Genomic DNA, 23,559 nt, shown 5'->3' on the forward strand with positions numbered 1-23,559 from the left:
AGTCCTCGCTCCGGACCGTGCGGGGCCCGGCTGCCGCAGCCCCAGGGACAGGGGAAAAGCCCTGGTGGCGTGGCGGCAGGCTAATTGGACCGCGTTTCGGGCACGTTAACCGAGCTGTGATCCACCGGTTGCGCCGTGATCCACCGGGGCCTCGTCCCGCATGCTCATCAGTGCCCGCAGACCGTCCCGGAGGATCTCGACCGGGGCCGGCCCGACGAGGGACTGCTGTGCGATGAACCCCAGCACGGCGGCGATCATCGTGCGGGCCACGTGGTCCGGCGCCACGTCCGCCCGCATCATCCCGGCCTCCTGGTAGCTCTCGACGATCCTCCCCCAGGCCGCGCGGACCGAGCCGTACCCCTCCCGCAGGAGGGCCGCGAGCTCCTCGTTGCGCAGGGTCTCCGTCCACACCTGGATGACGAGCCGCGGAAAGGCGGGCCGGCCGTCGACGACCAGGGACTCACGAGCGGCGAGCGTCTTGCCGAGGACGGAGGCGACGAGTTCGTCGGGCGTCGGGGGCGGACTCTGCCGGGCCGCTTCCTCGAAGGCTCCGCGGACCGAGGCGAGCACCTCGGCGACGATCGCGCCGATCAGCTCCTCCTTGCCGCTGAAGTAGCGGTACACCGCACCCGCCGAGAGGTCGACCTCCTTCAGCACGTCCTGCATGGACGTCGCGTGGAAGCCGTTACGGGCGAAGCAGAGCGCGGCGCCGTCGAGGATCTGGCGGCGGCGGGCGTCGAGATGTTCCTGGGAGACGCGGGCCATGATCCCCAACATAAAACGAATATTCATTCTTGACAAGCAACCGCTACCGGAGCACGGTGAGGGCAGAGCAAAACGAACGATCCTTCTTTTTAGCCTTCCCGCTCCAGCTCTGGCTCCGGTTCCGATCGCTCCAGGAGACCCTCATGCCCACCCGCAACCGCCGACTGATCGCGGTCGTCGCCCTCGTGCCCGTCCTTGCGGCCCTCGCCTTGTGGGCCTTCGCCTGGCCGGCCTCCCGTACAGCACCCCGCGACCTGCCGCTGGGCGTGGTCGGACCGCCCGCCGCGGCGGCCCAGGTGGAGCGGCAGCTGGAGCGGCACGAGGGTGCCTTCGAGATCCACCGCTACGCCGACGAGGCCGCCGCCCGCGACGCCATCGAGGACCGGAGCGTCTACGGCGCCGTCGTGGTCACGCCCCAGGGGCCCGAACTGCTCACCGCGTCCGCGGCCGGACCGGCCGTCGCACAGTTCCTCCAGCAGGCCGTGGCGCAGCAGGCCGCCGCCGGGGGCGCACAGGTCGAGACGGTCGACGTCGTGCCCACCCCCGCCAGTGATCCGCGCGGCGCGGTGCTGAACGCCGCCGTACTGCCGCTCGCCCTGGCCGGCATCGCGGCGGGCGCGGTGGTCACCCTGCTGGGGCTGCGCGGCATCCGGGCCGTGCTCGCGCTGCTCGGCGCGTCCGCCCTGGTGGGCGTGATCGCGGCCGGGATCGCACACAGCTGGCTCGGGGCGCTCGGCGGCGACTGGTGGGCGGAGGCAGCGGTGCTCGGCCTGTCCACGGTGGCCGTCGGCGGTGCCGTCGCCGGCCTCGCCGCCCTGGTCGGCCCCGCCGGCACGGGCATCGGCGCCGCGGTCGTGATGCTGCTGGGCAACCCCTTCTCCGGCGCCGCTTCGGCCCCGCAGATGCTGCCGGAGCCGGCCGGCGCGATCGGCCAGTGGCTGCCGCCCGGCGCGGGTACGACGCTGCTGCGCTCGGTGTCGTACTTCGACGGCGCGGCGGCGACCGGCCCCGCACTGACCCTGACCTGGTGGGCGGTGCTGGGCCTGGGTGCCGTACTGCTCGGCGGCTCGCTGCGGGCACGGAGGACGGGCAGCGAGCCCGCGCCCGACCGGCGGGAGCTGTCGGCCGTCGGCTGACCACCGCCCGCCGCGCCCGGGCGGCGCCACAGCAAGCGACCGTGCGTCCCCGCTGTAGCGGACGGGGGCGCACGGTCTTTCGTCAGGCCGGGCCGGCCCTCCGGTGCTCCGCCGCGATGCCGAACCGCTGGGGTTCGCCAGGAGCGGACGCGACTTCCCGGACCGTGGAGACCGCGCTGATCGCCTGCTCCTCCGCGGGCTCCGCGAGCTCCTGGGTCTCGTCGAGTCGCCGCAGGTCATCGGCTGAGACGAGGGCGACGAGGGGCTTGCCGTGCCGGGTGACGACGACGCGCTCGCCGCCGTACACCACGCGGTTGATCAGGTCGGCGAGCTCAGCCCTGGCTTGCGTCACCGGAATCTCGTAGGCCATGTCCCCATCATAACGGCACGTACGTCCTGTACATTTTTTACAGACAGCCGTCGCAGAGGACGGCTGCCGCCGGAGACGGCTCTGCCGCGAGGAGGGGTTCGCCATGACCCGACCGTCCGCCCGTTACGTGCTGCCCGAGTTCACCGAACGCACGGCGTCCGGGCAACGGACGATGGACCCGTACTCCAAGCTCCTGGAGGGGCGGATCGTCTTCCTCGGGGCGCCGGTGGACGAGACCTCGGCGAACGACGTGATGGCCCAGTTCATGTACCTCGAGCACCAGGCCCCCGACCGCGACATCTCGCTCTACATCAACTCCCCCGGCGGCACCTTCCACGCCATGGCGGCCCTCTACGACACGATGCAGTACGTCGCCTGCGACGTGGAGACGGTCTGCCTGGGGCAGGCCGGCGCCGCCGCCTCGGTGCTGCTGGCGGCGGGCACGCCCGGCAAGCGATCCGTGTTGCCGGACGCGCGTCTGGTGATCCATCAGCCCGCGCTGCCCGAGCCGGTCCGCGGGCAGGCCGGCGATCTGGCGATCCAGGCCGAGGAGTTGCTGCGGATCCGGACCCGCATGGAAGAGATGCTCGCACTGCACACGGGCCGCACCCGGGAGCAGGTGAGCGCGGACATCGAGCGCGACAAGGTCCTCACTGCCCAGGAGGCGGTGGAGTACGGCCTGGTGGACCGGATCGTCCCCCACCGCAACGCCACCCTGGCCCCGCCGACGGGAGAGTGAGCCGCCGGTGCTCCCGCCCGAACTGCCGCCGCTGCCCGCACTGACCCGCGCCGAGGCGGAGTTGATCGACCGTTACCTGGAGGTCGTCGACCTGCTCGGCCGGATCAACCCCGCCCTGCCCGGCGACACCTACCGCGGACTGCGCGCCGCCCAGGCCCTGGTCGGCAAGGCGACCGCACTGCGTGACGCATTGACCCTGATGCACCAGCGGGGTGAGACGGAACTGCACTCCGGCACCCTCGGCCGGGCACTGCGGGTGCTGGACGGCGAGCGGCGCACGGCACGCGTCACCCTGCCCCCGGAGTCCGTCAGTTGACGCGGATGCGCCGGCCCGGACGCCCGCCCGCTCGGCGGAGCGTCCGGGCCTGAGTCCAAACGGACCGAATGACGTACCCCTGTTCGGAGTAGACGGGAGTCCTGTTTTTGGGCCCTCACAGTTGCGCAACGCGCGTAGCCGAGGGGCGGAATGGGACATTCCATTGCTGGTCCGGCGGTCCATGACCCCGTGGACGGTGGCTCGAACACAGGCGTGTCCACCCGAACGGGTGAGTGGTGAGTAACAACACAAATCCCCGGTTCGGTTGGGATTTCCGGACATGCATGAGCCAAGATCCGTGTCTGACGACAAGCCCCCGCCACAGCGGCGGGGCGGTCCGGGCGGACGCCGAGTCCTGCCGCCGCCTGGATGACCGGTCGACAGAAGTGCATCGGCAGGAGTGGAGGACCCAAGCACGACGGGTCGCCGGGACGGTCACGCCATGACCGGACCCGAGTAGCCCTTGGGGTGAAGCCGCGTCAGCGGCCGGGCAACTTCGCCAGCCCGAATCCGACAGGTCATCCTTCACAGGCGGCTGACGAAGGGTTGCGCATGACTGCGCTCAATCGTGTCCCGTCGCTGATGGTCCGGGCCGGTACGGCCTCGGCCCTCACCATCGCCGCCGTGGGCGGCTCGATCGTGGCCCCCGGCTTCTCGTCCGAAGCAGCGGCAGCCACACCGGCGACCAAGGCACTCCAGATCGCGGCCTCGAAGAAGGGTTCGCCCTACAAGTACGGGGCCACCGGTCCGCACAGGTTCGACTGCTCCGGGCTCACGCTGTATTCGTTCAAGAAGGCCGGCAAGAAGCTCCCCCGCACGGCCGCCCAGCAGTACAACAAGACGCGCCACATCTCCGCCAAGAACCGCAAGGCCGGAGACCTGGTGTTCTTCCACTCGGGCAGCAACGTGTACCACGTGGGTATCTACGCGGGTAAGAACAAGCTCTGGCACTCCCCCAAGAGCGGGGACGTGGTGCGGCTGCAGAAGATCTGGACCAAGAGCGTCTGGTACGGGCGCGTGAAGTGATCCGCCCGGCCTGCGGCGGCGCCCCTGCCGCGCCGCCGCACGCCGGAGCGTGACACGGCCTCAAGTGGTTACCCGTCCCCCATGGCCGAGCACCGTCCCTGCACCGCACGCGGCGAGACCCCGCTGCAACGCGCCGACCGGAACTTCGTCGAGCTGCTCCAGGAGCTCCGGGTCACCCAGACGGGCGTACAGATCCTGTTCGCGTTCCTGTTGTCGCTCGCGTTCACCTCGCGCTTCACGTCCCTCGACACGGTCCAGCGCGTCACCTACGTCATCACGCTGCTCCTCGCGGTCCTGGCCGCGGCGCTGTTCACCGCGCCGGCCGCGCTGCACCGCTCGCTCTTCCAGCAGGGCGCCAAGCCGCGCATCGTGCAGGTCTCCTCGCGACTGGCCACCACCGGCCTGGTCGTGCTGGTGTTCGCCTTCAGCGGTTCCGTGCTGTTGGTGGTGGATGTGACGACCAGTCGGGCCGGTGGCATCGCCGCGGGCGCGGCGACGTTCCTGGTCTGCGTCGGCCTGTGGGGGCTGCTCCCCCGGCTGGTGCGGCGGGCGGGGCTGCGCGAGGAGACACGCGGCGGCCCCGAGCGACCTGAAGCCACCGTCGAGGAGCCCGCGCCCCAGGGGGCCGTCCGGATCCCCGCGCCGCTGCGCGGCACCATCAGGCAGCCCTCAGTGGTTCGAGAAGGAGCAGCACACCGAGAAGCGTCAGCGCGGCGCCGGTGACCCCCTCGACGGCCCGCGCGGCACGCGGCTCCCGCAGCCACCGGCCGAGCCGGTCCACCAGCAGTGCCACGGCCGGGAACCACAGCAGCGCCAGGACCACCACGATCAGCGCCAGCAACAGCGTCCGGGGCAGCGCGGGACTGCCCGCGGGCACGAACTGCGGCAGCAGGCTGAGGAAGGTGATCGGCGCCTTCGGGTTGAGGGCGTTCGTGACGAAGCCCTGTCGCAGGGGACGCGCGGCGGACGAAACGGTCTCGACAGCCACGGCAGGCGGCCGCCGCAGCGACCACAGCGTCCGCAGTCCCAGGTACAGGACATAGCCGCCGCCCACCAGCTGGAGCGCGCGGAACAGCGCGGGCACGGCGGCCAGGACCGCGGCGACCCCCGCCACGGCCAGCGCGGTGTGCAGCAGCAGCCCGCCGGCGACACCGAGGGCGCAGGCGATGCCGGCCCGGCGGGAGACCAGGGCGTTGCGCACGACGACGGTGAAGTCGGCGCCCGGCATGGCGACCATGCCGGCGGCCACCCCGGTGAAGGCGATGAGTTGTCCGTCCATACGGCCAGACTGCCGGGTCGAAGCCTTCAGCAGGTATTTTGAATGTCCTGGGTGAGCCTTAAGCATCGCTTTGGTCTGCGGAGGTCAGCGGCATGTACGACCCGACCCGGCTCGCGGCGCTCGTCGCCGTCGCGGAGGCCGGGTCCATCACCCGGGCCGCCGAGCGCCTCGGCTACACCCCGCCCGCGCTCTCCCAGCAACTGGCGAAGCTGGAGCGGGAGGCGGGCTCGGCGCTGCTGGTCCGGCATCACCGCGGGGCGCGGCTGACGGCTGCGGGCGAGCTGCTGGTGGCACGGGCCCGGCGGGTGCTCGACGAGCTGGAGCAGGCCCGTCACGAACTGGCCCGGCTGGCCGGTCTGTCGGGCGGCGTCCTCAGGCTCGGCACGTTCCAGACGGCGGGCATCCATCTGCTGCCGCCGGTGCTCAGCGCGTTCCGCCGGGCTCATCCGGATGTGGAGCTGTCCGTCGCCGACTACGAACCACCGGCCGGTGTCACGGCCGTGGCCGCCGGTGAGATCGACCTGGCGCTGACCCACACCTACCAGCCCGCCGACGCCCTGACGTTTCCGGCCTCCGTCCGCTCGGAGCCGGTGCTGGTCGAGGAACTCGTTCTGGTGACCGCCCCGGGTCATGCCCTCGCCGACGGCACGGCCAGGCTTCCCCTGACGGAACTGGCGGGTCAGCCGCTGATCAGCATGGCGCCGGAGCATCCGTCCCGGCAGGGTGTGGAGGCGGCGCTGGCCAGGGCCGGGGCCAGCCCGTCGGTCCTGGTCTCGACACCCGGGTATGCGCTGGTGTGCGCGCTGGTCAGCGCGGGGCTCGGGGTGGGCGTCGTACCGGAGATGGTGGCGCGGACGTCGGTCACGCCGGTCGGGGTGCGCCCGCTCGGGGCGGGCGAGCTGCGCCGTACGATCTCCGTCGCCTATCGGGGCGAGGAGGCGGCGCCTGCCGTGGAGGCCTTCCGGGCCTTGTTGCGCGGGGCGTTCGGCCGCGCGCGGCACACGTCACAGACGCGGTGAGGTCACGGCTCCTGCTTCCTCGCCGTCGGCACGGGCTGGGCCGGGACGGTCCACGGGAGTTCGATCGAGATGGTCTTGCCGCCCTCGCGGGTGGGGCGGATCCGGAGCCTGCCGCCGCATTCCGCGGTCAGCCAGCGGATGATGACGAGACCGCGGCCGTTGTCCTGCTGGACGGCGGCGGGCAGGCGTCTGGGGAACCGCGGGTGGCTGTCCGTGACACCGATGCGCAGCTGTTCGTCGCGGTCCAGTGCGACGTCTACCGTGAAGGTGGGGGACTGTCCGAAGGTGTGCTGGACGGCGTTGGTGGCGAGTTCGGAGATGATGAGCCGGATGGAGTCGGACACTTCCGTGTCCGCCGGCAGGCCCCACTCCGCCAGCGTGCCCACCACATAGGCGCGCGCCGCGGAGACCGAGGCGGGATCGCTCGGCAGAGTGACGGATGCTTCCAGATGGTCTGCCATGGCGACGTCGTCCCTTTCCCACGGGACCGCAGTCCGACACGGAGCGGAAGGTTCGAGTACGGTCCCGGACTGGTGCTTCGTCGCCAGAGTGCCACCAGAACACCCCTCAAGGGCGGCGATCCACCAAGATATGCATATATCTGTCGCTCAAAGCGGTGAACTCTACGACGCGAGACCGTATTTGGGTGGCTCGGAAGGAGTAGGGAGGAGCCCATGCAGCACGGTCCCGCGGTGCGCCGCCGGAAATTGGGCGCCGAACTTCGCGCGCTGCGCACCTCGGCGGGGCTCACCAGTGGTGAGGCGGCCCGGCTGGTGGGCTGGCACCAGTCGAAGGTCAGCCGTATCGAGACGGGCACGAGCGGGGTGAAACCGGCCGATGTGCGGTTACTTCTCGACGCGTACGCCGTGGCGGACAGGCAGCTGCGCGAATTGCTCATGGTGCTGGCGGGGTCCGAGGACAGCGACGGCCGGACCCACTGGTGGCACGCCTACCGCGGAGTGCTGCCACCCACCTACCGGGACTTCATCAGCCTGGAGTCGCAGGCCGGCGCGATGCGCACGCTGGAGACCACCGTCGTCCCGGGGCTGCTCCAGACGCCCGAGTACGCGCGTGCGGTGACGAAGGCCGCGGTGGAGGGCCTGCCCGAGGACCGGCTCGACACGCTGGTCGAGGTGCGGCTGGCCCGGCAGGACGTACTGCGCGCGGATCCGCCGCTGGAACTGAGCGCCGTCCTGGACGAGGCGGTGCTGCGGCGGGAGGTGGGCGGGCCGGGGGTCATGGCCCGGCAGCTGGAAAGGCTGGTCGAGGCGGCGCGGCTGCCCCAAGTGCGGCTCCAGGTGCTGCCGTTCGCCGCAGGGGCGCACATCGGCGTTACCGGCCCTTTCGTTATCTTCTCATTTTCGAGCACATCCGATCTGGATGTGGTTGTTCTCGACCACTTGACGAGTAGCCTCTACCTCGAACGGAAAGAAGACCTCCAGGCCTACACGGAGGCCTTCAACGCCCTTCAGATCCACGCCCTTTCGCCCGAGGACTCGTTGGATTTCATCGCCGGGACAGCCGCCGGCGCGTAAGGAGGCACCATGCGTGCACTGCCTCGTCACGTCCCCTCAAGCATCGAACTGCACGGTGTGCGGTGGCTGCGCAGCAGCTACAGCACCGGCGCGAACAACTGCGTCGAGACCGCGCGTCCGGACGTCCCGCCCTGGGCCGGACTGCTCGCCGTGCGGGACTCCAAGGACCCGGCCGGGCCCGCGCTGCTCTTCTCTGCGAGGAGCTGGGCGGAGTTCACGGCCGCGGTCGACCGCATCTGAGCCGCATCCGAGCCACGTCCGAACCACCTTTCCGATCAGTCCGTCGTCGAGCGACGCACGGCCGTGTCACGCCGACTCATGGCCGCGTCTCGCCGATCAGTCGTACAGCGCCTTCGATCTGTTCCCCGGTCAGGTCCGCGCGGGCGGTCAGCCTGAGCCGTGAGACGCCGTCGGGTACGGAAGGAGGACGGAAGCAGCCCACGGCCAGGCCCGCCGCGCGGCACTCGGCCGCCCAGCGCACGGCGTCCTCGGGGGAGGGCGCCCGCACCGAGACCACCGCGGCGTCCGGACGTACCGCTTCCAGGCCCGCGGCGGTCAGGCGTGCGTACAACTCGCCCGCCACCGCGCGGGCCCGCGCCGCGCGCTCCGGCTCGCGGCGCAGCAGCCGCAGGGCCGACAGGGCCGCCCCCGCCGCAGCGGGGGCGAGACCCGTGTCGAAGATGAACGTCCGTGCCGCGTTGACCAGGTGGTCGATCACCCGGGCGGGGCCGAGGACGGCTCCGCCCTGGCTGCCGAGCGACTTGGACAGCGTGACCGTCACGACGACGTCGTCGGCGCCCGCGAGCCCCGCCGCGTGCGGGGCGCCGCGGCCGCCGTCGCCGAGGACGCCCAGGCCGTGGGCGTCGTCGACCACCAGTCCGGCGCCGTGCTCCCGGCACGCCTCGGCGAGCGCGGCCAGCGGCGCCGCGTCGCCGTCGACCGAGAAGACCGTGTCGGACACGGTGATCGCCGTGCCCTCGTGTGTGTGCAGCGCCTTGCGCACGGCGTCCGGCTCGGCGTGCGCCACCACCTGGGTCGTGCCGCGGGCCAGCCGGCAACCGTCGATGAGCGAGGCGTGGTTGCCCGCGTCGGAGACGATGAGGGAGCCGTGCGGGGCCAGCGCGGTGACCGCCGCGAGGTTGGCCGCGTAGCCGGAGGAGAAGACGAGGGCCGCCTCGAAGCCGCAGAAATCGGCCAGTTCCTGTTCGAGTTCGGCGTGCAGTTCGGTGCTGCCTGTGACGAGCCGGGAGCCGGTCGAGCCGCCGCCCCAGAGCCGCGAGGCCCGGGCCGCGCCCTCGGTGACCTCGGGATGGTGGGCCAGGCCCAGATAGTCGTTGCTCGCCAGGTCGAGGAGCGGCGAAACGGCCGGACGGGGGCGCAGAGTCCGGACGAGTCCGGCACGGCGGCGCAGCCGCGCCTGCTCGTCGATCCAGCCGAACGCCATGGGTGGTCCTCCGGGGAATTTGTAGGCAGTGCACAGACACTAGCGGGAGCTCCAGCAGGTCAGTGTGTGGCAATACCCACACCTCGAAGCGACTCTGTTGTCCGAAGTCTCCTTGGCCCGGGGCGCCTCGGTAGGACAGGATCGGCTCCCATGGACCTGCTGAACACGCTGGTGGACAAGGGGCTTCGGCGCGAGCTGCCGAGCCGAGAAGAGGCACTGGCCGTCCTCGCGACATCCGACGACGACCTGCTCGATGTGGTGGCCGCGGCCGGGAAGGTGCGCCGGCACTGGTTCGGCCGACGGGTGAAACTCAACTATCTCGTCAACCTCAAGTCCGGCCTGTGTCCCGAGGACTGCTCCTACTGTTCGCAGCGGCTCGGCTCCCAGGCCGGGATCCTGAAGTACACGTGGCTCAAACCGGACCAGGCCTCCGACGCGGCGGCGGCCGGGGTGGCCGGGGGCGCCAAGCGGGTGTGCCTGGTGGCCAGCGGGCGCGGTCCGACGGACCGGGACGTGGACCGGGTCTCCGAGACGATCAGGGCGATCAAGGAGAACAACGAGGGCGTCGAGGTGTGCGCCTGTCTCGGGCTGCTCTCCGACGGACAGGCCGAGCGGCTGCGCGAGGCCGGCGCCGACGCCTACAACCACAACCTCAACACGTCCGAGGCGACGTACGGGGAGATCACCACCACGCACACCTACGCCGACCGCGTCGACACCGTCGAGAAGGCCCACGCGGCAGGGCTGTCCGCCTGCTCCGGGCTGATCGCCGGCATGGGCGAGACGGACGAGGACCTGGTCGACGTCGTCTACTCGCTGCGCGAACTGGACCCGGACTCGGTTCCGGTCAACTTCCTGATCCCGGTCGAGGGCACCCCGCTCGCCAAGGAGTGGAACCTCACCCCGCAGCGCTGCCTGCGGATCCTGGCCATGGTGCGCTTCGTGTGCCCGGACGTCGAGGTGCGCATCGCGGGCGGCCGGGAGGTCCATCTGCGCTCGATGCAGCCGCTCGCCCTGCACCTGGCCAACTCGATCTTCCTCGGCGACTACCTCACCACCGAGGGCCAGGCGGGCAAGGCCGACCTGGAGATGATCGCGGACGCCGGGTTCGAGGTGGAGGGCACCGACCAGGTGACGCTGCCGGAGCACCGGGCGGCCGGCGGCTGCCACGACGGTGGCGGAGTGTGTGGCTCCGAGGGGGGTGGCGGCGTCTGCGGTTCCACCGCCGCTCCGGAGGCCGCCGAGGCCCGCACGGCCGCGGAGCCCCGTACGGCCGCGGAGCCCCGTACCGACCTGGTCGCCGTCCGCCGCCGGGGCGCCGGAACGGACCTCGCGCCCAATGCCTGAGCTCCCGGTGCCCGAGCTCCCCGTGCCCGCGCTGACGGTGCCCGAGTTGCTCGACCTCGACCGGCGGCATGTGTGGCATCCGTACGGCCCGATGCCCGGCCGGCGGGAACCGCTCGTCGTGGAGTCGGCGAGCGGGGTGCGGCTGCGGCTCGCCGACGGCTCGGGAGAGCTGGTCGACGGAATGTCGTCCTGGTGGTCGGCGATCCACGGCTACAACCACCCGGTGCTCAACGAGGCGGCGCGCGGGCAGTTGGAGCGGATGAGCCATGTGATGTTCGGCGGGCTCACCCACGAGCCCGCCGTGCGGCTGGCGAAGCTGCTTGTCGACATGTCGCCCGAGGGCCTGGAGCATGTGTTCCTCGCCGACTCCGGGTCCGTGTCGGTCGAGGTCGCGGTCAAGATGTGCCTCCAGTACTGGCGCTCGCTGGGCCGCCCCCGCAAGCAGCGGCTGCTGACCTGGCGCGGCGGCTACCACGGCGACACCTGGCAGCCGATGTCGGTGTGCGATCCCGACGGCGGGATGCACGAGCTGTGGAGCGGGGTGCTGCCGCGTCAGGTGTTCGTCGGCCCGCCTCCGGCCGGGTACGAGGAGTCGTACGCCGAGGAGCTGCGGGCATCGATCGAGCGCCACGCCGACGAGCTGGCCGCGGTGATCGTGGAGCCGGTGGTGCAGGGCGCGGGCGGGATGCGGTTCCACTCCCCCGCCTATCTGCGGGTGCTGCGCGAGGCGTGCGACGCGCACGACGTGCTGCTGGTGTTCGACGAGATCGCGACCGGCTTCGGCCGCACGGGCGCGCTGTTCGCGGCGGAGCACGCGGCCGTGACACCGGACGTGATGTGCGTGGGCAAGGCGCTGACCGGCGGTTATCTGACCATGGCGGCGACACTGTGCACCTCGCGGGTGGCGGACGGCATCTCACGCGGCGAGGTGCCGGTGCTCGCGCACGGCCCGACCTTCATGGGCAATCCGCTGGCGGCGTCGGTGGCCTGCGCCTCGATCGAGCTGCTGCTCGGCCAGGACTGGCGCACCGAGGTCAAGCGGATCGAGACGGGGCTGCGGGACGGGCTCGCGGCGGCCTGTGACCTGCCCGGCGTGAAGGACGTGCGGGTCCTCGGCGCCATCGGGGTCGTCCAGCTCGACCACGAGGTGGACATGAAGGCGGCCACGGAGGCGGCCGTACGCGAGGGCGTGTGGCTGCGGCCGTTCCGGGATCTGATCTACACCATGCCGCCGTACGTGACGGGCGACGCGGACGTGGCGCGCATCGCGCGGGCGGTGTGCGCGGCGGCGCGGAAGGGATGACATGTCGGTACTGGTGATCACGGGCACGGGCACGGAGGTCGGCAAGACGGTCGTGACCGCCGCGGTGGCCGCGACGGCGCTGGCGTCCGGCCGTTCGGTGGCCGTGCTGAAGGCCGCGCAGACGGGCGTCCGGCCGGACGAGCCGGGGGACGCCGCCGAGGTCGGGCGGCTCGCGGGTGCCGTGACGACGGCGGAACTCGCCCGCTATCCCGAGCCGTTGGCACCCGCCACGGCCGCCCGCCGGGCCGGTCGCGCGCCCGTGCACCCGCAGGAGGTCGCGGAGGCCGCCGCCAAGCTGGCCACCGAGCACGACCTGGTGCTCGTCGAGGGCGCGGGCGGACTGCTCGTACGGTTCGACCCGGCCGGCGGCACCCTGGCGGACGCGGCCCGGCTGCTGTCGGCGCCGGTGCTGGTGGTGGTGTCGGCGGGGCTCGGCACCCTGAACACGACGGAGCTGACGGCACGTGAGCTCCGCTCGCGGGGGCTGGACCCGGCGGGGATCGTGATCGGGAGCTGGCCCGCCGCGCCGGATCTCGCCTCGCGCTGCAATCTCGCGGACCTGCCGGACGTGGCCGGGGCGCCGCTGCTGGGCTCCGTTCCCGCCGGGTCGGGGGGCCTTGCCCCCGCCGCCTTCCGGGCGACCGCGCCGCACTGGCTGGCGCCGCGCCTGGACGGTACGTGGGACGCGGAGGCGTTCCAGGTGCGTCACGCGCCCCCGGCGTTCTGAGAGTTCCGGGCGGGCGCGCGGTGAAACCGGCGCGGAGGTGAGTGCGTGTTGGACTACGTACGTGATCACCTCCGAAGGGAACACCGTGCACAGCACACACCCACGCCCGTCCCGCCGCACGGCCCTCGCGCTGGGCGCCGCCGCCGCTCTCTCGCTGGGCGGCGGCACGGCCCACGCCTTACCGGCTACGGGCGGCGTCACCGCACGGCTGAGGGAACTGGAGCGGGAGCACACCGCCCGGCTCGGCGTGTACGCGCGGAACATGCGTACGGGCCGGACGGTGGCCCACCGGGCCGACGAACGCTTCCCGATGGCCTCGGTGTTCAAAACGCTCGCCGCCGCGGCCGTCCTGCGCGACCTCGACCGCGACGGCGAGTTCCTGGCCCGGCGCATCCGGTACACCCAGGACTACGTCACGAAGTCGGGCTACTCCCCCATCACCGAGGACAACGTGGCGACCGGCATGACCGTCGGCGAACTGTGCGACGCCACCATCCGCTTCAGCGACAACACCGCGGGCAACCTGCTGCTGAAGGAGCTGGGCGGACCGACCGCCGTCACGCGTTTCGCCCGCTCGGTCGGTGACGGTGTCACCCGGCTCGACCGGTGGGAGCCCGAGCTCAACTCCGCGGAGCCCTGGCGCGTCACCGACACGACGTCCCCCCCGCGCGATCGGCCTGACCTACGCCCGTCTCGTGCTCGGCAACGCGCTGGAGCCCCGGGACCGGGCACGGCTCACGGACTGGCTGCTGCGGAACACCACCAGCGACGACAGGTTCCGCAAGGGCCTGCCCGCCGGCTGGCTGGTCGCCGACAAGACGGGCGGTGGACGGTACGGCGGCTCAAACGACGTGGGCCTCACCTGGCCGCCGGACGGCTCCCCGATCGTACTGTCGGTCCTGACGACCCAGCCCGAGGAGGACGCCCCGGCCGACGACGCGCTCGTGGCGAAGACGGCCGCGGTGCTGGCCGCGGAACTCGGCTAGGCCGATGCGAGTGAGGGGCGGACGGTCGTTTGACGCCTGGCTCGTCGGGGGCGGCCTCGGTGTCGCCGGTCTGCTCGCCCTGCACTCGGCCGTGCCCAACGGGGCCGGGCGTCTCGGGAGCCTGCTGGAGACGTTCCTGCCGTGGCTGGGCGCGGCCGTGCCTCTCCTCGGCTGCCTCGCCGTGCTCAGACGGTCGGCAGCGGGGCTGCTCGCCTGCCTGGTGCCCGTGGCCGTCTGGCTCTGGATGTTCGGCGGGCTGTGGTTCTCCTCGCCGCCGGAGTCGTACGACCTGACCGTCGTCCAGCACAACGTGGCCGACGACAACACCGAACCGGAGGGCACCGCGCGGGCGCTGCGTGCCGCTCGCGCGGATCTGGTGGCCGTGCAGGAGCTGACGCCCGAGCTGCGGCCCGTGTTCGAGGACGTCCTGGGCGCCTCCCACCCGCACCGGGCGGTCCACGGCACGGTCGGGCTCTGGTCGGTCCGGCCCCTGTCGGACGTGCGGCCCGTGGACATCCGGCCCGAGGGGTTCCCCGGGAGCTGGCAGCGCGGCCTGCGGGCCACGGTGGCCGCGCCCGGCGGGGAGATCGCGGTGTACGTGGTCCATCTGCCGTCCGTCCGGCTGGGTCCGACGGGGTTCGCCTCGGCGGCCCGCGACGAGAGCGCGGCACTGCTCGGCGCCCGGATCGCGGACGACCCGGCCGGTCGGCTCCTGGTCGTGGGCGACCTCAACGGCACCGTGCAGGACCGGGGGCTCGGCCCGCTCACCTCCCGGCTGGACGCCCCGGCCCCGGGGTTCGCGTTCAGCTGGCCGGCCTCCCTGCCCGTGGCGAGGATCGACCAGGTGCTGGGGCGGGGCGTCGAGGTGACGGGCGTGTCGGCACTGGACGCGACGGGGAGTGACCATCGGCCGGTGCTGGGCCGCGTACTGCTGCGGTAGACGGCAGGGGTGGGCCGGGCTCGGCCGGGGGACAATCGCCGTAAGGCCCGCCTCGTCAGGAGGTCTCTCATGCCGCTCCGGCCCGCCCGTTCCGGCACGGTGTCACGGGATGCCGTGCATCATCCGCTGTTCGCCCGTTGCTACGCCCGGATCAGTGTCACCGCCGAGACGCGGATGGGCATGGGCCGGGTGCGCGAGAGACTGCTCGGCGGGCTGTCGGGGCGGGTGATCGAGATCGGCGCGGGCAACGGGCTGAACTTCGCGCACTACCCGCGCACCGTCTCGGAGGTCGTGGCCATCGAGCCGGAGCGGCGGCTGCGGCAGCTGGCCGTGGAGGCGGCCCTGCGCACGGAGGTGCCGGTGGACGTGGTGCCGGGTGCGGCCGAGGCGCTGCCGGTGAAGAGCGAGGGTTTTGACGCGGCCGTGGTGTCGCTGGTGCTGTGCAGTGTGCGGGACGTGCCCAGGGCGCTCGGGGAGCTGCGGCGGGTGCTGCGGCCGGGCGGCGAGGTGCGGTTCTTCGAGCACGGCCGGGGTGGCGGCCGGGTCATGACCTTCAGCCAGCGCGCCCTGGACCGGACGGTGTGGCCGGTGGTGAGCGGGGGCTGCCATCTGGCGCGGGAGCCGGTGCGGGCGCTGCGGGACGCCGGGTTCGAACTCGGCCCCTACCGGCAGGTGATGATGCCGGAGGAGGGGCCGGTACTGCCCACCTCGTTCTGCGTGCTGGGCACGGCGTGGCGACCGGTCAGTACGTAGTCGTCGGTCCGTGTCACAGGCTCCACTGGCGCAGTTCCTGCTCGATGTCCCGCACGGACGCCTCGCCGCTCTTGACCAGCCGGGCCAGATCGCGGACCTGCTCCGGTGAGGTGACGACCTTGGCGCCGCTGGCGACGAGGTACGCGTAGGCGACGGCGGAGGCGAACAGGGCGTTGGAGCGTTCCAGCGCGGGGACGTGGATCAGGAGCTGGAGCAGGGCGGCGGCGCGGGCGTGCGGGCTGTCGTAGACGGGGACGTCGAATATGGCGGCCTGGTGGCGTGCGACGGCGGCGACGAGGGCTCCCCAGTCGGTGACCTGGGGGTCTCCCGGGGTTTTCTGCTCGGCGAGCATCAGCAGCCAGGCGAGGTCGATCTCGAGGTTGTTCAAGGGTTCAGTGGCGACCTTCGCGCGTGCCCTCGCGGTCCGGGCCGAACTCCTCGGCGAAGACGGACTCGTACTGCTTCATGAAGTCGGCGGCGGCCTCCACGAACGTGTGGCCCACCTCGCCGGTGTCCTGTCTGACCAGCTCCTCGATGTAGCGGTTGACGCTCATGCCGCGGGCCAGGGCGCGTTCGCGGGCGGCTCGGGCGGTGCCCTCGTCGACTCGCACGTTCAGCTGGGTCTTCGCCATACCTCGAAGCTAGCGCGGAGGTGCTAGCACCGGCAAGGGCGGAACTCCGACCCGAGGAGGATACGAGTGTGGGCCGCGTCACATTACCCTCGGGCAAAGTGACGACATCCGGCGTCCACCACGAGGAGGCGGCCTTGTCCACACCTGCTGCGGAGCACATCCCCGGCCTCGCGTCGGCCGACGGGATCGCGGCCCGGGCCCGCGGTCTGACCAAGGCGTACGGCTCGGGCGAGACGACCGTGCTCGCGCTCGACGCGGTGGACGTCGACATCGTCCGCGGCCGGTTCACCGCGGTGATGGGCCCGTCGGGCTCCGGGAAGTCCACGCTCATGCACTGCCTGGCGGGTCTCGACACCGTCTCGGCCGGCCAGGTGTGGCTCGGCGACACGGAGATCACGGGTCTGAGGGAGCGCGAGCTGACGCGGCTGCGCCGCGACCGGATCGGCTTCATGTTCCAGTCGTTCAACCTCATCCCGACCCTGAACGCGCTGGAGAACATCACCCTGCCCATGGACATCGCGGGCAAGAAGCCCGACGAGAAGTGGCTGGACCAGGTGATCGACACGCTCGGCCTGCGGGACCGGCTCAGGCACCGGCCGTCGCAGCTCTCCGGCGGCCAGCAGCAGCGGGTGGCCTGTGCGCGGGCACTGGCCTCCCGGCCCGAGCTGATCTTCGCGGACGAGCCGACCGGCAACCTCGACTCGCGTGCCGGCCTGGAGGTGCTCGGCTTCCTGCGCGAGGCGGTGGACCAGCTCGGGCAGACCGTCGTCATGGTCACGCACGACCCGGGCGCCGCCGCCCACTCCGACCTGGTGCTCTTCCTCGGGGACGGCCGGATCGTCGACGAGATGCGGCGGCCGACCGCGGAGTCCGTCCTGGAGCGCATGAAGCGCTTCGACGTGACCCGGACCCGTTTCGACGACGCCCCGGCGGCGCCCGAGGAGAACTGACCCGTGCTCAAGGCGACCCTGAGGAGCTTCCTGGCGCACAAGGGGCGGCTGCTGCTCTCGGCACTCGCCGTCCTGCTGTCCGTCGCGTTCGTCACGGGCAGTCTGATCTTCTCGGACACCGTCAGCCGTACGTTCGACCGGCTGTTCGCCTCCACCGCGGCCGATGTCACCGTCAGCCCCAAGGAGGGCCTCGACGAGGCCGTGCCCTCCGGCCGGACGGCCACCCTGCCGGCCGCGCTCGCCGAACGCGTGCGGCGGGTCGACGGGGTCGCGGCGGCACGCGCCGAGGTGGACGTGGACGGCCTCACCGTCGTCGACGAGGACAACGAACCCGTCGGCCCGACCACCGGCGCTCCCACGCTCGGCACCGCCTGGAACCCCAACGAGCGCAGCCCCGTCGAACTGACCTCCGGTCACGCCCCGCACGGCGACGGGCAGGCGCTGCTCGACTCGGAGACCGCCGACCGCAAGGACGTACGCATCGGCGACACCCTCACCGTGATCGCACCGCCCGGGTCGTTCAAGGTCAGAGTCGTCGGCATCGCCACGTTCACGACCACCAACCCCGGTGCCGCACTGGTCTTCCTCGACCCCCGCACCGCGCAGACGAAACTGCTGGACAGCCCGCGGGCCGCCACCAGCATCTCGGTCGACGCCGCCGACGGTGTCAGCGACGAGCAGCTCAAGCAGCGCGTGGCCGCCGCGCTCGGCGCCCGAACCTACGACTTCAGGACCGCCGACGAGCAGGCCGAGTCGGACGTCGAGCAGCTGGGCGGATTCCTCGACGTCATCAAGTACGTGATGGTCGGCTTCGCCGGGGTCGCCGTGCTGGTCGGTGTGTTCCTGATCGTCAACACCTTCTCCATGCTGATCGCCCAGCGCACCCGCGAGCTGGGGCTGCTGCGCGCGCTCGGCGCCGACCGGCACCAGGTCCGCCGTTCGGTGCTCACCGAGGCGCTCCTGCTCGGTCTGGTCGGCTCCACGCTCGGACTCGCCGCCGGCGTCGGGCTCGCGGCCGGGCTCATCGAGCTGATGGGTCTGCTCGGCATGAACATCGCCGCCGGCGAGATGGTCATCGGCTGGGTGACGCCCGTGACGGCGTACGTCGTCGGTCTCGGTGTCACCTTCGTCGCCGCGTACCTGCCGGCGCGGCGGGCCGCCGGGGTGTCGCCGATGGCCGCGCTCTCGGACGCCGAGGTCGCCGGGGTGGGCCGGCCGCTGCGGGTGCGCGCGGTGGCGGGCGCGGTCGTCGGGGCGGCCGGTGCGGCGGCGCTCGTGGGCTGCGTGGTGGCGGAGCGGACGTCGTCGGCGGCGTCCCTGCTGGGGCTCGGCATCGTGCTCACCCTGATCGCGACCGTGATCGCGGGGCCGCTGCTGGTGCGCCCGGTGATCCGCGTCCTCGGCGGTGCCTTCCCCGCCCTGTTCGGGTCGATCGGCCGGATGAGCCAGCGCAACGCCCTGCGCAATCCCCGCCGTACCGGCGCCACCGCGGCCGCGCTCATGGTGGGCCTCGCCCTGGTCGGCGGGATGTCGGTGGCGAGCGAGTCGATGACCGCCTCGTTCGACCAGCAGATCGACAAGACGCTGGGTGCCGACTTCGTGATCCAGAACACCAACTTCCTGCCGTTCCCGAAGGAGGTCACCGACAAGGTGCGCGGCACCGAGGGGGCGGGCCTCGTCGTGCGGGGGCGGTTCACGCCCGTCGGGGTGCGGCTCCCGGACGGCGACCGCGTGGAGACGACCGCCGCGGGCTACGATCCGCGGCTCGACGACGTAGCCAACATCACGTATGTCCAAGGGGATTCGGCGGCGGCGCTCGCGGACGGACGCCTCGCCATGGACCGGGACTTCGCGCGCGACCACGGCGTGCGGGTGGGCAGTACGGTCCCGGTGGAGTTCCCGGGCGGACGCAGGGCCGAGCTGACCGTCGGCGCCCTCACCGACCAGGACTCGGCCGAGGGATTCGGCACGCAGGGCGGGCTCTACTTCGGCCTCGCCACGCTGGAGCGGTACGCGCCGGGCGGGCAGGACTCCGCGCTGTACGTCAACGCCGCCACCGGCACGAGCGACGACGACCTGCGCGCGAACCTGGAGCGGACCCTGGACCCCTACCCGCAGGTGCAGGTGCGGGACCTGGCGGACTACAAGCAGCTGGTGCACGACCAGATCGCCGTCCTGCTGTACCTCGTGTACGCGCTGCTGGGGCTGGCGATCATCATCGCTGTGCTCGGGGTGGTCAACACCCTCGCGCTGTCGGTCGTCGAGCGCACCCGGGAGATCGGGCTGCTGCGGGCGATCGGGCTGGCCCGGCGGCAGCTGCGGCGGATGATCCGGCTGGAGTCGGTGGTGATCGCTGTGTTCGGGGCCGTCCTGGGGCTCGCGCTGGGTCTGGTGTGGGGCGTGTGCACCCACGAGGTGCTGGCCCTTCAGGGCATGACGGCCCTCGCGATCCCGTGGACCACGATCGTCGCGGTGGTGATCGGCTCGGCGGTGGTGGGGGTCGTCGCGGCGCTGCTCCCGGCGCTGCGTGCCTCCCGCATGAACGTACTGGCGGCCATCGCGCACGAGTGATGGAATCGCGGCGGGTACTCAAGTCGCTGCTGTGTGAGGAGAGTTCATGTCGCGTCCGTTCCGCTTCGGGGTCAACCTGCTCGAACCCGCGTCGGCCGAGGAGTGGCGCGCCAAGTGCCGCCGGGCCGAGGAACTCGGGTACGACGTGATCCTCGTCCCGGACCATCTGGGCATGCCGGCGCCCTTCCCGGCTCTGGTGGCGGCGGCCGAGGCCACCGAGCGGCCGAGGCTCGGCACGTTCACGCTCAACGCGGGCTTCTGGAACCCGGCGCTGCTGGCCCGCGAGGTGGCCACGACGGACGCGCTGACCGGCGGCCGTCTGGAGCTCGGCCTCGGCACCGGTTACGTGCGGGCGGAGCACGAGAGCGCCGGGCTGCCGTTCGGCTCGCCGGGCGAGCGGGTCGACCACCTGCGGCGCACGGTCGAGGAGTTGGAGCGGCTGCTGGGCTCGGACGAGCACCGGCCGCAGGCGGCGCAGCGGCCCCGGGTGCCCCTGCTGATCGGCGGGAACGGCGACCGGATGCTGCGGCTGAGCGCCGAGCATGCCGACATCGCGGCGTTCACCGGGGCGCGTACGGTGCCGGGCAGCGACACCGGGCAGTTGACGCCGATCACCGCGGACGAACTCGACGAACGCGTGGCGCGGTACCTCAAGTTCGCGGAGGACCACCGCGAGGAGCCGCCCGAGCTGAACCTGCTCCTCCAGATGGTGATCGGCACCGAGGACCGCGAGGCCGCGGTCCGGCCCTTCCTCGAACGCATCCCGGACATGACGGTGGACCAGGTCCTGGAGCTCCCCGTCTCCCTGGTCGGCACCCTGGACGAGCTCACAGAGCAGGTCCTGGCCCGGCGTGAGCGCTACGGCTTCACGTATCTGACCGTCCTGGAGCCCTACATGGAGACGTTCGCGCCGGTGATGGAGCGGGTGCGAGGGGCCTGACGTCCGGATTCTGAAATGGTGCGACCAGGAGCGGTCCAGCGTGATGCGATCATGGCATGACCGATCTGCGTATCCGGGCCGCGACGCCCGAGGACCTCGACACCGTGCTGGCCTTCTGGAAGGTGGCCGCCGAGGGCACGAGCATCAGTGACGACCGCACGGGGGTGGAGCGGCTGGTCGCCCGCGACCCCGAGGCCCTGATCCTCGCCGAGCGGGGCGGCGAGCTGGTGGGCACGGTGATCGCGGGGTTCGACGGCTGGCGCTGCCACCTCTACCGGCTGGCCGTGCATCCGGACCAGCGCCGCCAGGGCATCGCCTCCGCGCTGCTCGCCGCGGCCGAGGAGCGGTTCGTCACGCTGGGCGGGCGGCGCGCGGACGCGATGGTGCTCACGCGCAACGAGACCGCGCACCACGCGTGGGGAGCCGCCGGGTACGCGCCCGAGGAGCGGTGGCGACGCTGGGTGAAGCCCCTCACCGACTGAGGACTCCCGCCGCGAGGCGGTGGGCGTAGGCGGTGTCGAGTCCGTCCGGGCGGAACAGGATGCGGTACATCAAGGGCGCGACGACCTGGTCGACGACCGTCTCGACGTCGGGTGCCGGTTCCCCCCGCTCGGACGCGCGACGGACGATGACGTCGATCTGCTCGGCGGCGTAGGCGGAGCACTGGCCCGCGTTGCCGCCGTCCGGGTCCCCGAGCAGGGCGTCGCGGATGTAGGCGCGGCCGGCCGGCGAGGCCATCTCGTCGAGGAATTCCTCGGCCCAGGCCGTCAGGTCGGACGCCAGGGTGCCGTGATCGGCGGGCTCGGTTTCGGGCCGCAGCCGCTCCACCGCCACGTCCGACAGCAGCGCCTGCAGGTCTCCCCAGCGGCGGTAGATCGTGGACGGCGTCACGCCCGCGCGCTGGGCGACCATCGGCACGGTCAGGGCGTCCCGGCCGACCTCCGGGGCGAGTTCGCGCACGGCGGTGTGCACCGCCGCCTGGACCCGCGCACTGCGCCCACCGGGGCGCACCATCTGCCTGCTCACGAAACCCACCATAAAGCGAACCGATTGCTTCTGGCGCCGTGCTGCTCAGGCCGCGGGCGCCAGTGCGCGGGCGGGCCGGGTCTGTTCGCCGGCGTATCCGACCCGCAGCAGCAGGCCCTCCCCGAGCGGCGGGCCGATGAGCTGCATGCCGATCGGCAGGCCCGCCGCGTCGTGGCCGACCGGGACGGACAGGGAGGGCAGGCCGGTGATGTTGGCCGGGGCCGAGAGCCGCACATAGGCGTCGGAGACGCCCTCGACGGTGCCGTCTGCCCAGGTGACCGTGGACTGACCGGCCGGGACGGCGGTCATCGGCACGGTGGGCGCGGCGATCAGGTCGACCTCCCGCAGCAGGCGCGCCCATTCCCGCTGCATGAGGGTGCGCGAGCGCTGGGCGCGCAGGTAGTCCCCCGCGGACATGAGTTCACCGGCTTCGAGGAGGATCCGGACGTCGGCCTGGTACAGCTCGGGGACCGTGCGCAGGCTGGTCTCGTGGTAGGCGGTGGCCTCCGGCACCATCAGGCCCCACTGGGTGGCCTGGATGTAGCGGGTCATGGGGATCTCGACGTCGACGAGGCGCGCACCGAGCGCCTGGAGCAGGCCGGTCGCGCGCCGGACGGCGGCTGCCACCTCCGGCTCGACGTGGTCGAAGTAGTAGGTGCGCGGCACACCGATCCGCAGTCCGGTCAGGTCCGTGTCCGGGCCCGGCCGGTAGTGCGCCGGGGGCGCGGTCAGCGACGCGGGATCACGGGGGTCGTGGCCGGCCAGGGCCGCGAGGACCAGGGCCGCGTCCTCGGTGGTGCGGGCGATCGGGCCGACGTGATCCAGGGACCAGGACAGGGGGGTGACGCCGTGACGCGGGACGAGGCCGTAGGTCGGTTTGAGGCCGACGACCCCGTTCAGCGCGGCGGGCACCCGGATGGATCCGCCGGTGTCGGTGCCCAGGGCGAAGGTGGCGGCACCGGCGGCGACGGCGACGGCCGATCCGCCGCTGGAGCCGCCCGCGACCCGGCCGGGGTCCCAGGCGTTGTGGGTCTGCGGGGTGGTCAGCCCGTAGGCGAACTCGTGCGTGTGGGTCTTGCCGAGCAGGACCGCTCCGGCCGCCGACAGGCGTGCGGCGACGGCGCTGTCGGTCTGCGCGCGGTGGCCGGACCGCACCCGGGAACTGGCCGACGTGGTCGCACCGGCGACGTCGATGAGGTCCTTCAGGCCCATCGGGACGCCGTGCAGGGGACCGCGGTGGCGGCCGGCCGCGATGTCGCTCTCGGCACGGCGCGCGGCCCGGCGCGCACCCTCGGCGTCGACGGTCACGTAGGCCCGCAGGCGCGGCTCCACCTGCTCGACGCGCTCCAGTACGGAGTCGGTCAGCTCGACGGGGGACAACTCTCGCGCCCGGATCGCGTCGGCGGCGGCAGCGAGCGTCAGTTCACAGGGCCGCATCGTGCGTCTCCTTCGCGGCCGCGTCGTGCGTCTCCTGCACGGCTGCCATGCGGTAGGCCGGGGCGGGCGGGGTGTCTGCGAAGTCCAGTTCCCTCAGGACCGCCACGACGGAGTGGATGTGGTCGGCGGTGGCCGCGACCGCAGCGTGACGGTCGGCGGGCAGGACGAGTCCGGCGCGGCGGGCCCAGTGGGCCGCTTCGGACGGGGTGAGTGCGGGGTGGGACATGAGGCTCCCCCCATAAAAGCTAACTGTTTGCGTTAGTGGACTCTAAGCTCTACCGTCGCCTTAACGCAAACAGATTGCTTTAAGTCTGGACG

The 23,559-nt window shown here is 72.3% G+C and carries 27 protein-coding genes, 1 pseudogene and 1 riboswitch; of the genes and pseudogenes, 18 read left to right on the top strand and 10 right to left on the bottom strand.

Annotated elements, in window-relative coordinates; genetic code table 11:
* Positions 1–105: 105 nt before the first annotated feature.
* Positions 106–765, bottom strand: coding sequence for a TetR/AcrR family transcriptional regulator (locus tag ABZ192_RS08550; RefSeq protein WP_356923769.1), 660 nt, complete (start codon positions 763–765; stop codon positions 106–108).
* 143 nt (positions 766–908) lie between these two features.
* Here ABZ192_RS08550 and ABZ192_RS08555 point away from each other — a divergent pair, with 143 nt between their 5' ends.
* Complete coding sequence (locus tag ABZ192_RS08555) at positions 909–1,901, top strand: ABC transporter permease (protein WP_356923770.1); 993 nt, start codon at positions 909–911, stop codon at positions 1,899–1,901.
* 82 nt (positions 1,902–1,983) lie between these two features.
* On the opposite strand, the gene ABZ192_RS08560 is transcribed toward ABZ192_RS08555, so the two are convergent.
* Positions 1,984–2,271: a type II toxin-antitoxin system Phd/YefM family antitoxin gene (locus ABZ192_RS08560; protein ID WP_356923771.1), complete on the bottom strand. Its 288-nt coding sequence runs from the start codon at positions 2,269–2,271 to the stop codon at positions 1,984–1,986.
* 103 nt (positions 2,272–2,374) lie between these two features.
* Between ABZ192_RS08560 and ABZ192_RS08565 the strand changes: the two genes are divergently transcribed.
* The 4 genes from ABZ192_RS08565 (at position 2,375) to ABZ192_RS08580 (ending at position 5,075) form a co-directional block, all read left to right on the top strand.
* On the top strand, positions 2,375–3,010 hold the full coding sequence (locus tag ABZ192_RS08565; protein WP_356923772.1) for an ATP-dependent Clp protease proteolytic subunit: 636 nt from the start codon (positions 2,375–2,377) through the stop codon (positions 3,008–3,010).
* Positions 3,011–3,017: 7 nt separating this feature from the next.
* Entirely contained in the window at positions 3,018–3,326 is a 309-nt protein-coding gene (locus tag ABZ192_RS08570; protein ID WP_356923773.1) for a hypothetical protein, read from the top strand.
* A gap of 346 nt (positions 3,327–3,672) precedes the next feature.
* Positions 3,673–3,875: riboswitch (cyclic di-AMP (ydaO/yuaA leader) on the top strand.
* Positions 3,876–3,878: 3 nt separating this feature from the next.
* Positions 3,879–4,352 (top strand): C40 family peptidase, encoded by a 474-nt coding sequence (locus ABZ192_RS08575; protein WP_356923774.1) that lies wholly within the window; start codon positions 3,879–3,881, stop codon positions 4,350–4,352.
* 81 nt (positions 4,353–4,433) lie between these two features.
* Entirely contained in the window at positions 4,434–5,075 is a 642-nt protein-coding gene (locus tag ABZ192_RS08580; protein WP_356923775.1) for a DUF6328 family protein, read from the top strand.
* On the opposite strand, the gene ABZ192_RS08585 is transcribed toward ABZ192_RS08580, so the two are convergent.
* On the bottom strand, positions 5,011–5,631 hold the full coding sequence (locus tag ABZ192_RS08585) for a LysE family translocator (protein WP_356923776.1): 621 nt from the start codon (positions 5,629–5,631) through the stop codon (positions 5,011–5,013). The two genes, ABZ192_RS08580 and ABZ192_RS08585, sit on opposite strands and share 65 nt — an antisense overlap.
* 92 nt (positions 5,632–5,723) lie before the next feature.
* Here ABZ192_RS08585 and ABZ192_RS08590 point away from each other — a divergent pair, with 92 nt between their 5' ends.
* Complete coding sequence (locus ABZ192_RS08590; protein ID WP_356923777.1) at positions 5,724–6,650, top strand: LysR family transcriptional regulator; 927 nt, start codon at positions 5,724–5,726, stop codon at positions 6,648–6,650.
* Positions 6,651–6,652: 2 nt separating this feature from the next.
* Here ABZ192_RS08590 and ABZ192_RS08595 read toward each other — a convergent pair whose 3' ends face one another.
* Positions 6,653–7,111, bottom strand: coding sequence for an ATP-binding protein (locus tag ABZ192_RS08595; protein WP_356923778.1), 459 nt, complete (start codon positions 7,109–7,111; stop codon positions 6,653–6,655).
* 213 nt (positions 7,112–7,324) lie between these two features.
* On the opposite strand from ABZ192_RS08595, the gene ABZ192_RS08600 reads away from it, so the two are divergent.
* Both ABZ192_RS08600 and ABZ192_RS08605 read left to right on the top strand, forming a co-directional pair.
* Positions 7,325–8,185 carry a helix-turn-helix transcriptional regulator gene (locus ABZ192_RS08600; protein ID WP_356923779.1) on the top strand — a complete coding sequence of 287 codons (861 nt, stop codon included), beginning with the start codon at positions 7,325–7,327 and terminating at the stop codon, positions 8,183–8,185.
* Between the two features lie 9 nt (positions 8,186–8,194).
* Positions 8,195–8,425 carry a DUF397 domain-containing protein gene (locus ABZ192_RS08605; protein ID WP_356923780.1) on the top strand — a complete coding sequence of 77 codons (231 nt, stop codon included), beginning with the start codon at positions 8,195–8,197 and terminating at the stop codon, positions 8,423–8,425.
* Positions 8,426–8,501: 76 nt separating this feature from the next.
* Here the strand turns inward: ABZ192_RS08605 and ABZ192_RS08610 are convergent, their stop codons facing one another.
* Positions 8,502–9,629: an 8-amino-7-oxononanoate synthase gene (locus ABZ192_RS08610; RefSeq protein ID WP_356923781.1), complete on the bottom strand. Its 1,128-nt coding sequence runs from the start codon at positions 9,627–9,629 to the stop codon at positions 8,502–8,504.
* A gap of 150 nt (positions 9,630–9,779) precedes the next feature.
* On the opposite strand from ABZ192_RS08610, the gene bioB reads away from it, so the two are divergent.
* From bioB to ABZ192_RS08640, 6 genes and pseudogenes are all read left to right on the top strand, one after another.
* Positions 9,780–10,976: a biotin synthase BioB gene (gene bioB, locus ABZ192_RS08615; RefSeq protein ID WP_356923782.1), complete on the top strand. Its 1,197-nt coding sequence runs from the start codon at positions 9,780–9,782 to the stop codon at positions 10,974–10,976.
* On the top strand, positions 10,969–12,279 hold the full coding sequence (locus ABZ192_RS08620) for an adenosylmethionine--8-amino-7-oxononanoate transaminase (protein WP_356923783.1): 1,311 nt from the start codon (positions 10,969–10,971) through the stop codon (positions 12,277–12,279). The genes bioB and ABZ192_RS08620 overlap by 8 nt, the downstream gene beginning before the upstream one ends.
* A gap of 1 nt (position 12,280) precedes the next feature.
* A complete protein-coding gene (gene bioD, locus ABZ192_RS08625) occupies positions 12,281–13,006 on the top strand; it encodes a dethiobiotin synthase (RefSeq protein WP_356923784.1) in 726 nt (241 codons plus the stop codon).
* An 85-nt stretch (positions 13,007–13,091) separates the two neighbouring features.
* Positions 13,092–13,992 (top strand): annotated as a pseudogene (gene bla / locus ABZ192_RS08630) (class A beta-lactamase).
* A gap of 4 nt (positions 13,993–13,996) precedes the next feature.
* Complete coding sequence (locus ABZ192_RS08635) at positions 13,997–14,932, top strand: endonuclease/exonuclease/phosphatase family protein (protein WP_356923785.1); 936 nt, start codon at positions 13,997–13,999, stop codon at positions 14,930–14,932.
* A 69-nt stretch (positions 14,933–15,001) separates the two neighbouring features.
* Entirely contained in the window at positions 15,002–15,685 is a 684-nt protein-coding gene (locus ABZ192_RS08640) for a class I SAM-dependent methyltransferase (RefSeq protein WP_356923786.1), read from the top strand.
* Positions 15,686–15,698: 13 nt separating this feature from the next.
* Here the strand turns inward: ABZ192_RS08640 and ABZ192_RS08645 are convergent, their stop codons facing one another.
* On the bottom strand, positions 15,699–16,073 hold the full coding sequence (locus ABZ192_RS08645; protein ID WP_010041116.1) for a hypothetical protein: 375 nt from the start codon (positions 16,071–16,073) through the stop codon (positions 15,699–15,701).
* A 4-nt stretch (positions 16,074–16,077) separates the two neighbouring features.
* A complete protein-coding gene (locus ABZ192_RS08650) occupies positions 16,078–16,317 on the bottom strand; it encodes a hypothetical protein (RefSeq protein ID WP_003988727.1) in 240 nt (79 codons plus the stop codon).
* A gap of 134 nt (positions 16,318–16,451) precedes the next feature.
* On the opposite strand from ABZ192_RS08650, the gene ABZ192_RS08655 reads away from it, so the two are divergent.
* From ABZ192_RS08655 to ABZ192_RS08670, 4 genes are read left to right on the top strand one after another with little or no spacing between them, the layout of a single operon-like run.
* Positions 16,452–17,267 carry an ABC transporter ATP-binding protein gene (locus ABZ192_RS08655; RefSeq protein ID WP_356923907.1) on the top strand — a complete coding sequence of 272 codons (816 nt, stop codon included), beginning with the start codon at positions 16,452–16,454 and terminating at the stop codon, positions 17,265–17,267.
* Between the two features lie 3 nt (positions 17,268–17,270).
* Positions 17,271–19,838, top strand: coding sequence for an FtsX-like permease family protein (locus ABZ192_RS08660; protein ID WP_356923787.1), 2,568 nt, complete (start codon positions 17,271–17,273; stop codon positions 19,836–19,838).
* Positions 19,839–19,884: 46 nt separating this feature from the next.
* Entirely contained in the window at positions 19,885–20,778 is an 894-nt protein-coding gene (locus ABZ192_RS08665; protein ID WP_356923788.1) for an LLM class F420-dependent oxidoreductase, read from the top strand.
* Between the two features lie 56 nt (positions 20,779–20,834).
* Positions 20,835–21,260, top strand: coding sequence for a GNAT family N-acetyltransferase (locus tag ABZ192_RS08670; protein WP_356923789.1), 426 nt, complete (start codon positions 20,835–20,837; stop codon positions 21,258–21,260).
* Here the strand turns inward: ABZ192_RS08670 and ABZ192_RS08675 are convergent.
* From ABZ192_RS08675 to ABZ192_RS08685, 3 genes are read right to left on the bottom strand one after another with little or no spacing between them, the layout of a single operon-like run.
* Positions 21,250–21,792 carry a TetR/AcrR family transcriptional regulator gene (locus ABZ192_RS08675; protein ID WP_356923908.1) on the bottom strand — a complete coding sequence of 181 codons (543 nt, stop codon included), beginning with the start codon at positions 21,790–21,792 and terminating at the stop codon, positions 21,250–21,252. The genes ABZ192_RS08670 and ABZ192_RS08675 overlap by 11 nt on opposite strands.
* 57 nt (positions 21,793–21,849) lie before the next feature.
* A complete protein-coding gene (locus ABZ192_RS08680; protein ID WP_356923790.1) occupies positions 21,850–23,241 on the bottom strand; it encodes an amidase in 1,392 nt (463 codons plus the stop codon).
* On the bottom strand, positions 23,228–23,467 hold the full coding sequence (locus ABZ192_RS08685; protein ID WP_356923791.1) for a hypothetical protein: 240 nt from the start codon (positions 23,465–23,467) through the stop codon (positions 23,228–23,230). The genes ABZ192_RS08680 and ABZ192_RS08685 overlap by 14 nt, the downstream gene beginning before the upstream one ends.
* Positions 23,468–23,559 lie beyond the last annotated feature (92 nt).

Source organism: Streptomyces sp. NPDC006235, from assembly GCF_040613735.1.
Classification (GTDB): domain Bacteria; phylum Actinomycetota; class Actinomycetes; order Streptomycetales; family Streptomycetaceae; genus Streptomyces.

Bases quoted from the DNA above. Each gene is read 5' to 3' on its own strand.
- bioD (WP_356923784.1), top strand. From the start codon at position 12,281: ATGTCGGTACTGGTGATCACGGGCACGGGCACGGAGGTCGGCAAGACG.
- ABZ192_RS08550 (WP_356923769.1), bottom strand. From the start codon at position 765: ATGGCCCGCGTCTCCCAGGAACATCTCGACGCCCGCCGCCGCCAGATC.
- ABZ192_RS08640 (WP_356923786.1), top strand. From the start codon at position 15,002: ATGCCGCTCCGGCCCGCCCGTTCCGGCACGGTGTCACGGGATGCCGTG.
- ABZ192_RS08680 (WP_356923790.1), bottom strand. From the start codon at position 23,241: ATGCGGCCCTGTGAACTGACGCTCGCTGCCGCCGCCGACGCGATCCGG.
- ABZ192_RS08635 (WP_356923785.1), top strand. From the start codon at position 13,997: ATGCGAGTGAGGGGCGGACGGTCGTTTGACGCCTGGCTCGTCGGGGGC.
- ABZ192_RS08670 (WP_356923789.1), top strand. From the start codon at position 20,835: ATGACCGATCTGCGTATCCGGGCCGCGACGCCCGAGGACCTCGACACC.
- ABZ192_RS08565 (WP_356923772.1), top strand. From the start codon at position 2,375: ATGACCCGACCGTCCGCCCGTTACGTGCTGCCCGAGTTCACCGAACGC.
- ABZ192_RS08555 (WP_356923770.1), top strand. From the start codon at position 909: ATGCCCACCCGCAACCGCCGACTGATCGCGGTCGTCGCCCTCGTGCCC.
- ABZ192_RS08590 (WP_356923777.1), top strand. From the start codon at position 5,724: ATGTACGACCCGACCCGGCTCGCGGCGCTCGTCGCCGTCGCGGAGGCC.
- ABZ192_RS08600 (WP_356923779.1), top strand. From the start codon at position 7,325: ATGCAGCACGGTCCCGCGGTGCGCCGCCGGAAATTGGGCGCCGAACTT.
- ABZ192_RS08650 (WP_003988727.1), bottom strand. From the start codon at position 16,317: ATGGCGAAGACCCAGCTGAACGTGCGAGTCGACGAGGGCACCGCCCGA.
- ABZ192_RS08675 (WP_356923908.1), bottom strand. From the start codon at position 21,792: ATGGTGCGCCCCGGTGGGCGCAGTGCGCGGGTCCAGGCGGCGGTGCAC.
- ABZ192_RS08610 (WP_356923781.1), bottom strand. From the start codon at position 9,629: ATGGCGTTCGGCTGGATCGACGAGCAGGCGCGGCTGCGCCGCCGTGCC.
- ABZ192_RS08585 (WP_356923776.1), bottom strand. From the start codon at position 5,631: ATGGACGGACAACTCATCGCCTTCACCGGGGTGGCCGCCGGCATGGTC.
- ABZ192_RS08620 (WP_356923783.1), top strand. From the start codon at position 10,969: ATGCCTGAGCTCCCGGTGCCCGAGCTCCCCGTGCCCGCGCTGACGGTG.
- ABZ192_RS08605 (WP_356923780.1), top strand. From the start codon at position 8,195: ATGCGTGCACTGCCTCGTCACGTCCCCTCAAGCATCGAACTGCACGGT.
- ABZ192_RS08580 (WP_356923775.1), top strand. From the start codon at position 4,434: ATGGCCGAGCACCGTCCCTGCACCGCACGCGGCGAGACCCCGCTGCAA.
- ABZ192_RS08595 (WP_356923778.1), bottom strand. From the start codon at position 7,111: ATGGCAGACCATCTGGAAGCATCCGTCACTCTGCCGAGCGATCCCGCC.
- bioB (WP_356923782.1), top strand. From the start codon at position 9,780: ATGGACCTGCTGAACACGCTGGTGGACAAGGGGCTTCGGCGCGAGCTG.
- ABZ192_RS08665 (WP_356923788.1), top strand. From the start codon at position 19,885: ATGTCGCGTCCGTTCCGCTTCGGGGTCAACCTGCTCGAACCCGCGTCG.
- ABZ192_RS08685 (WP_356923791.1), bottom strand. From the start codon at position 23,467: ATGTCCCACCCCGCACTCACCCCGTCCGAAGCGGCCCACTGGGCCCGC.
- ABZ192_RS08560 (WP_356923771.1), bottom strand. From the start codon at position 2,271: ATGGCCTACGAGATTCCGGTGACGCAAGCCAGGGCTGAGCTCGCCGAC.
- ABZ192_RS08575 (WP_356923774.1), top strand. From the start codon at position 3,879: ATGACTGCGCTCAATCGTGTCCCGTCGCTGATGGTCCGGGCCGGTACG.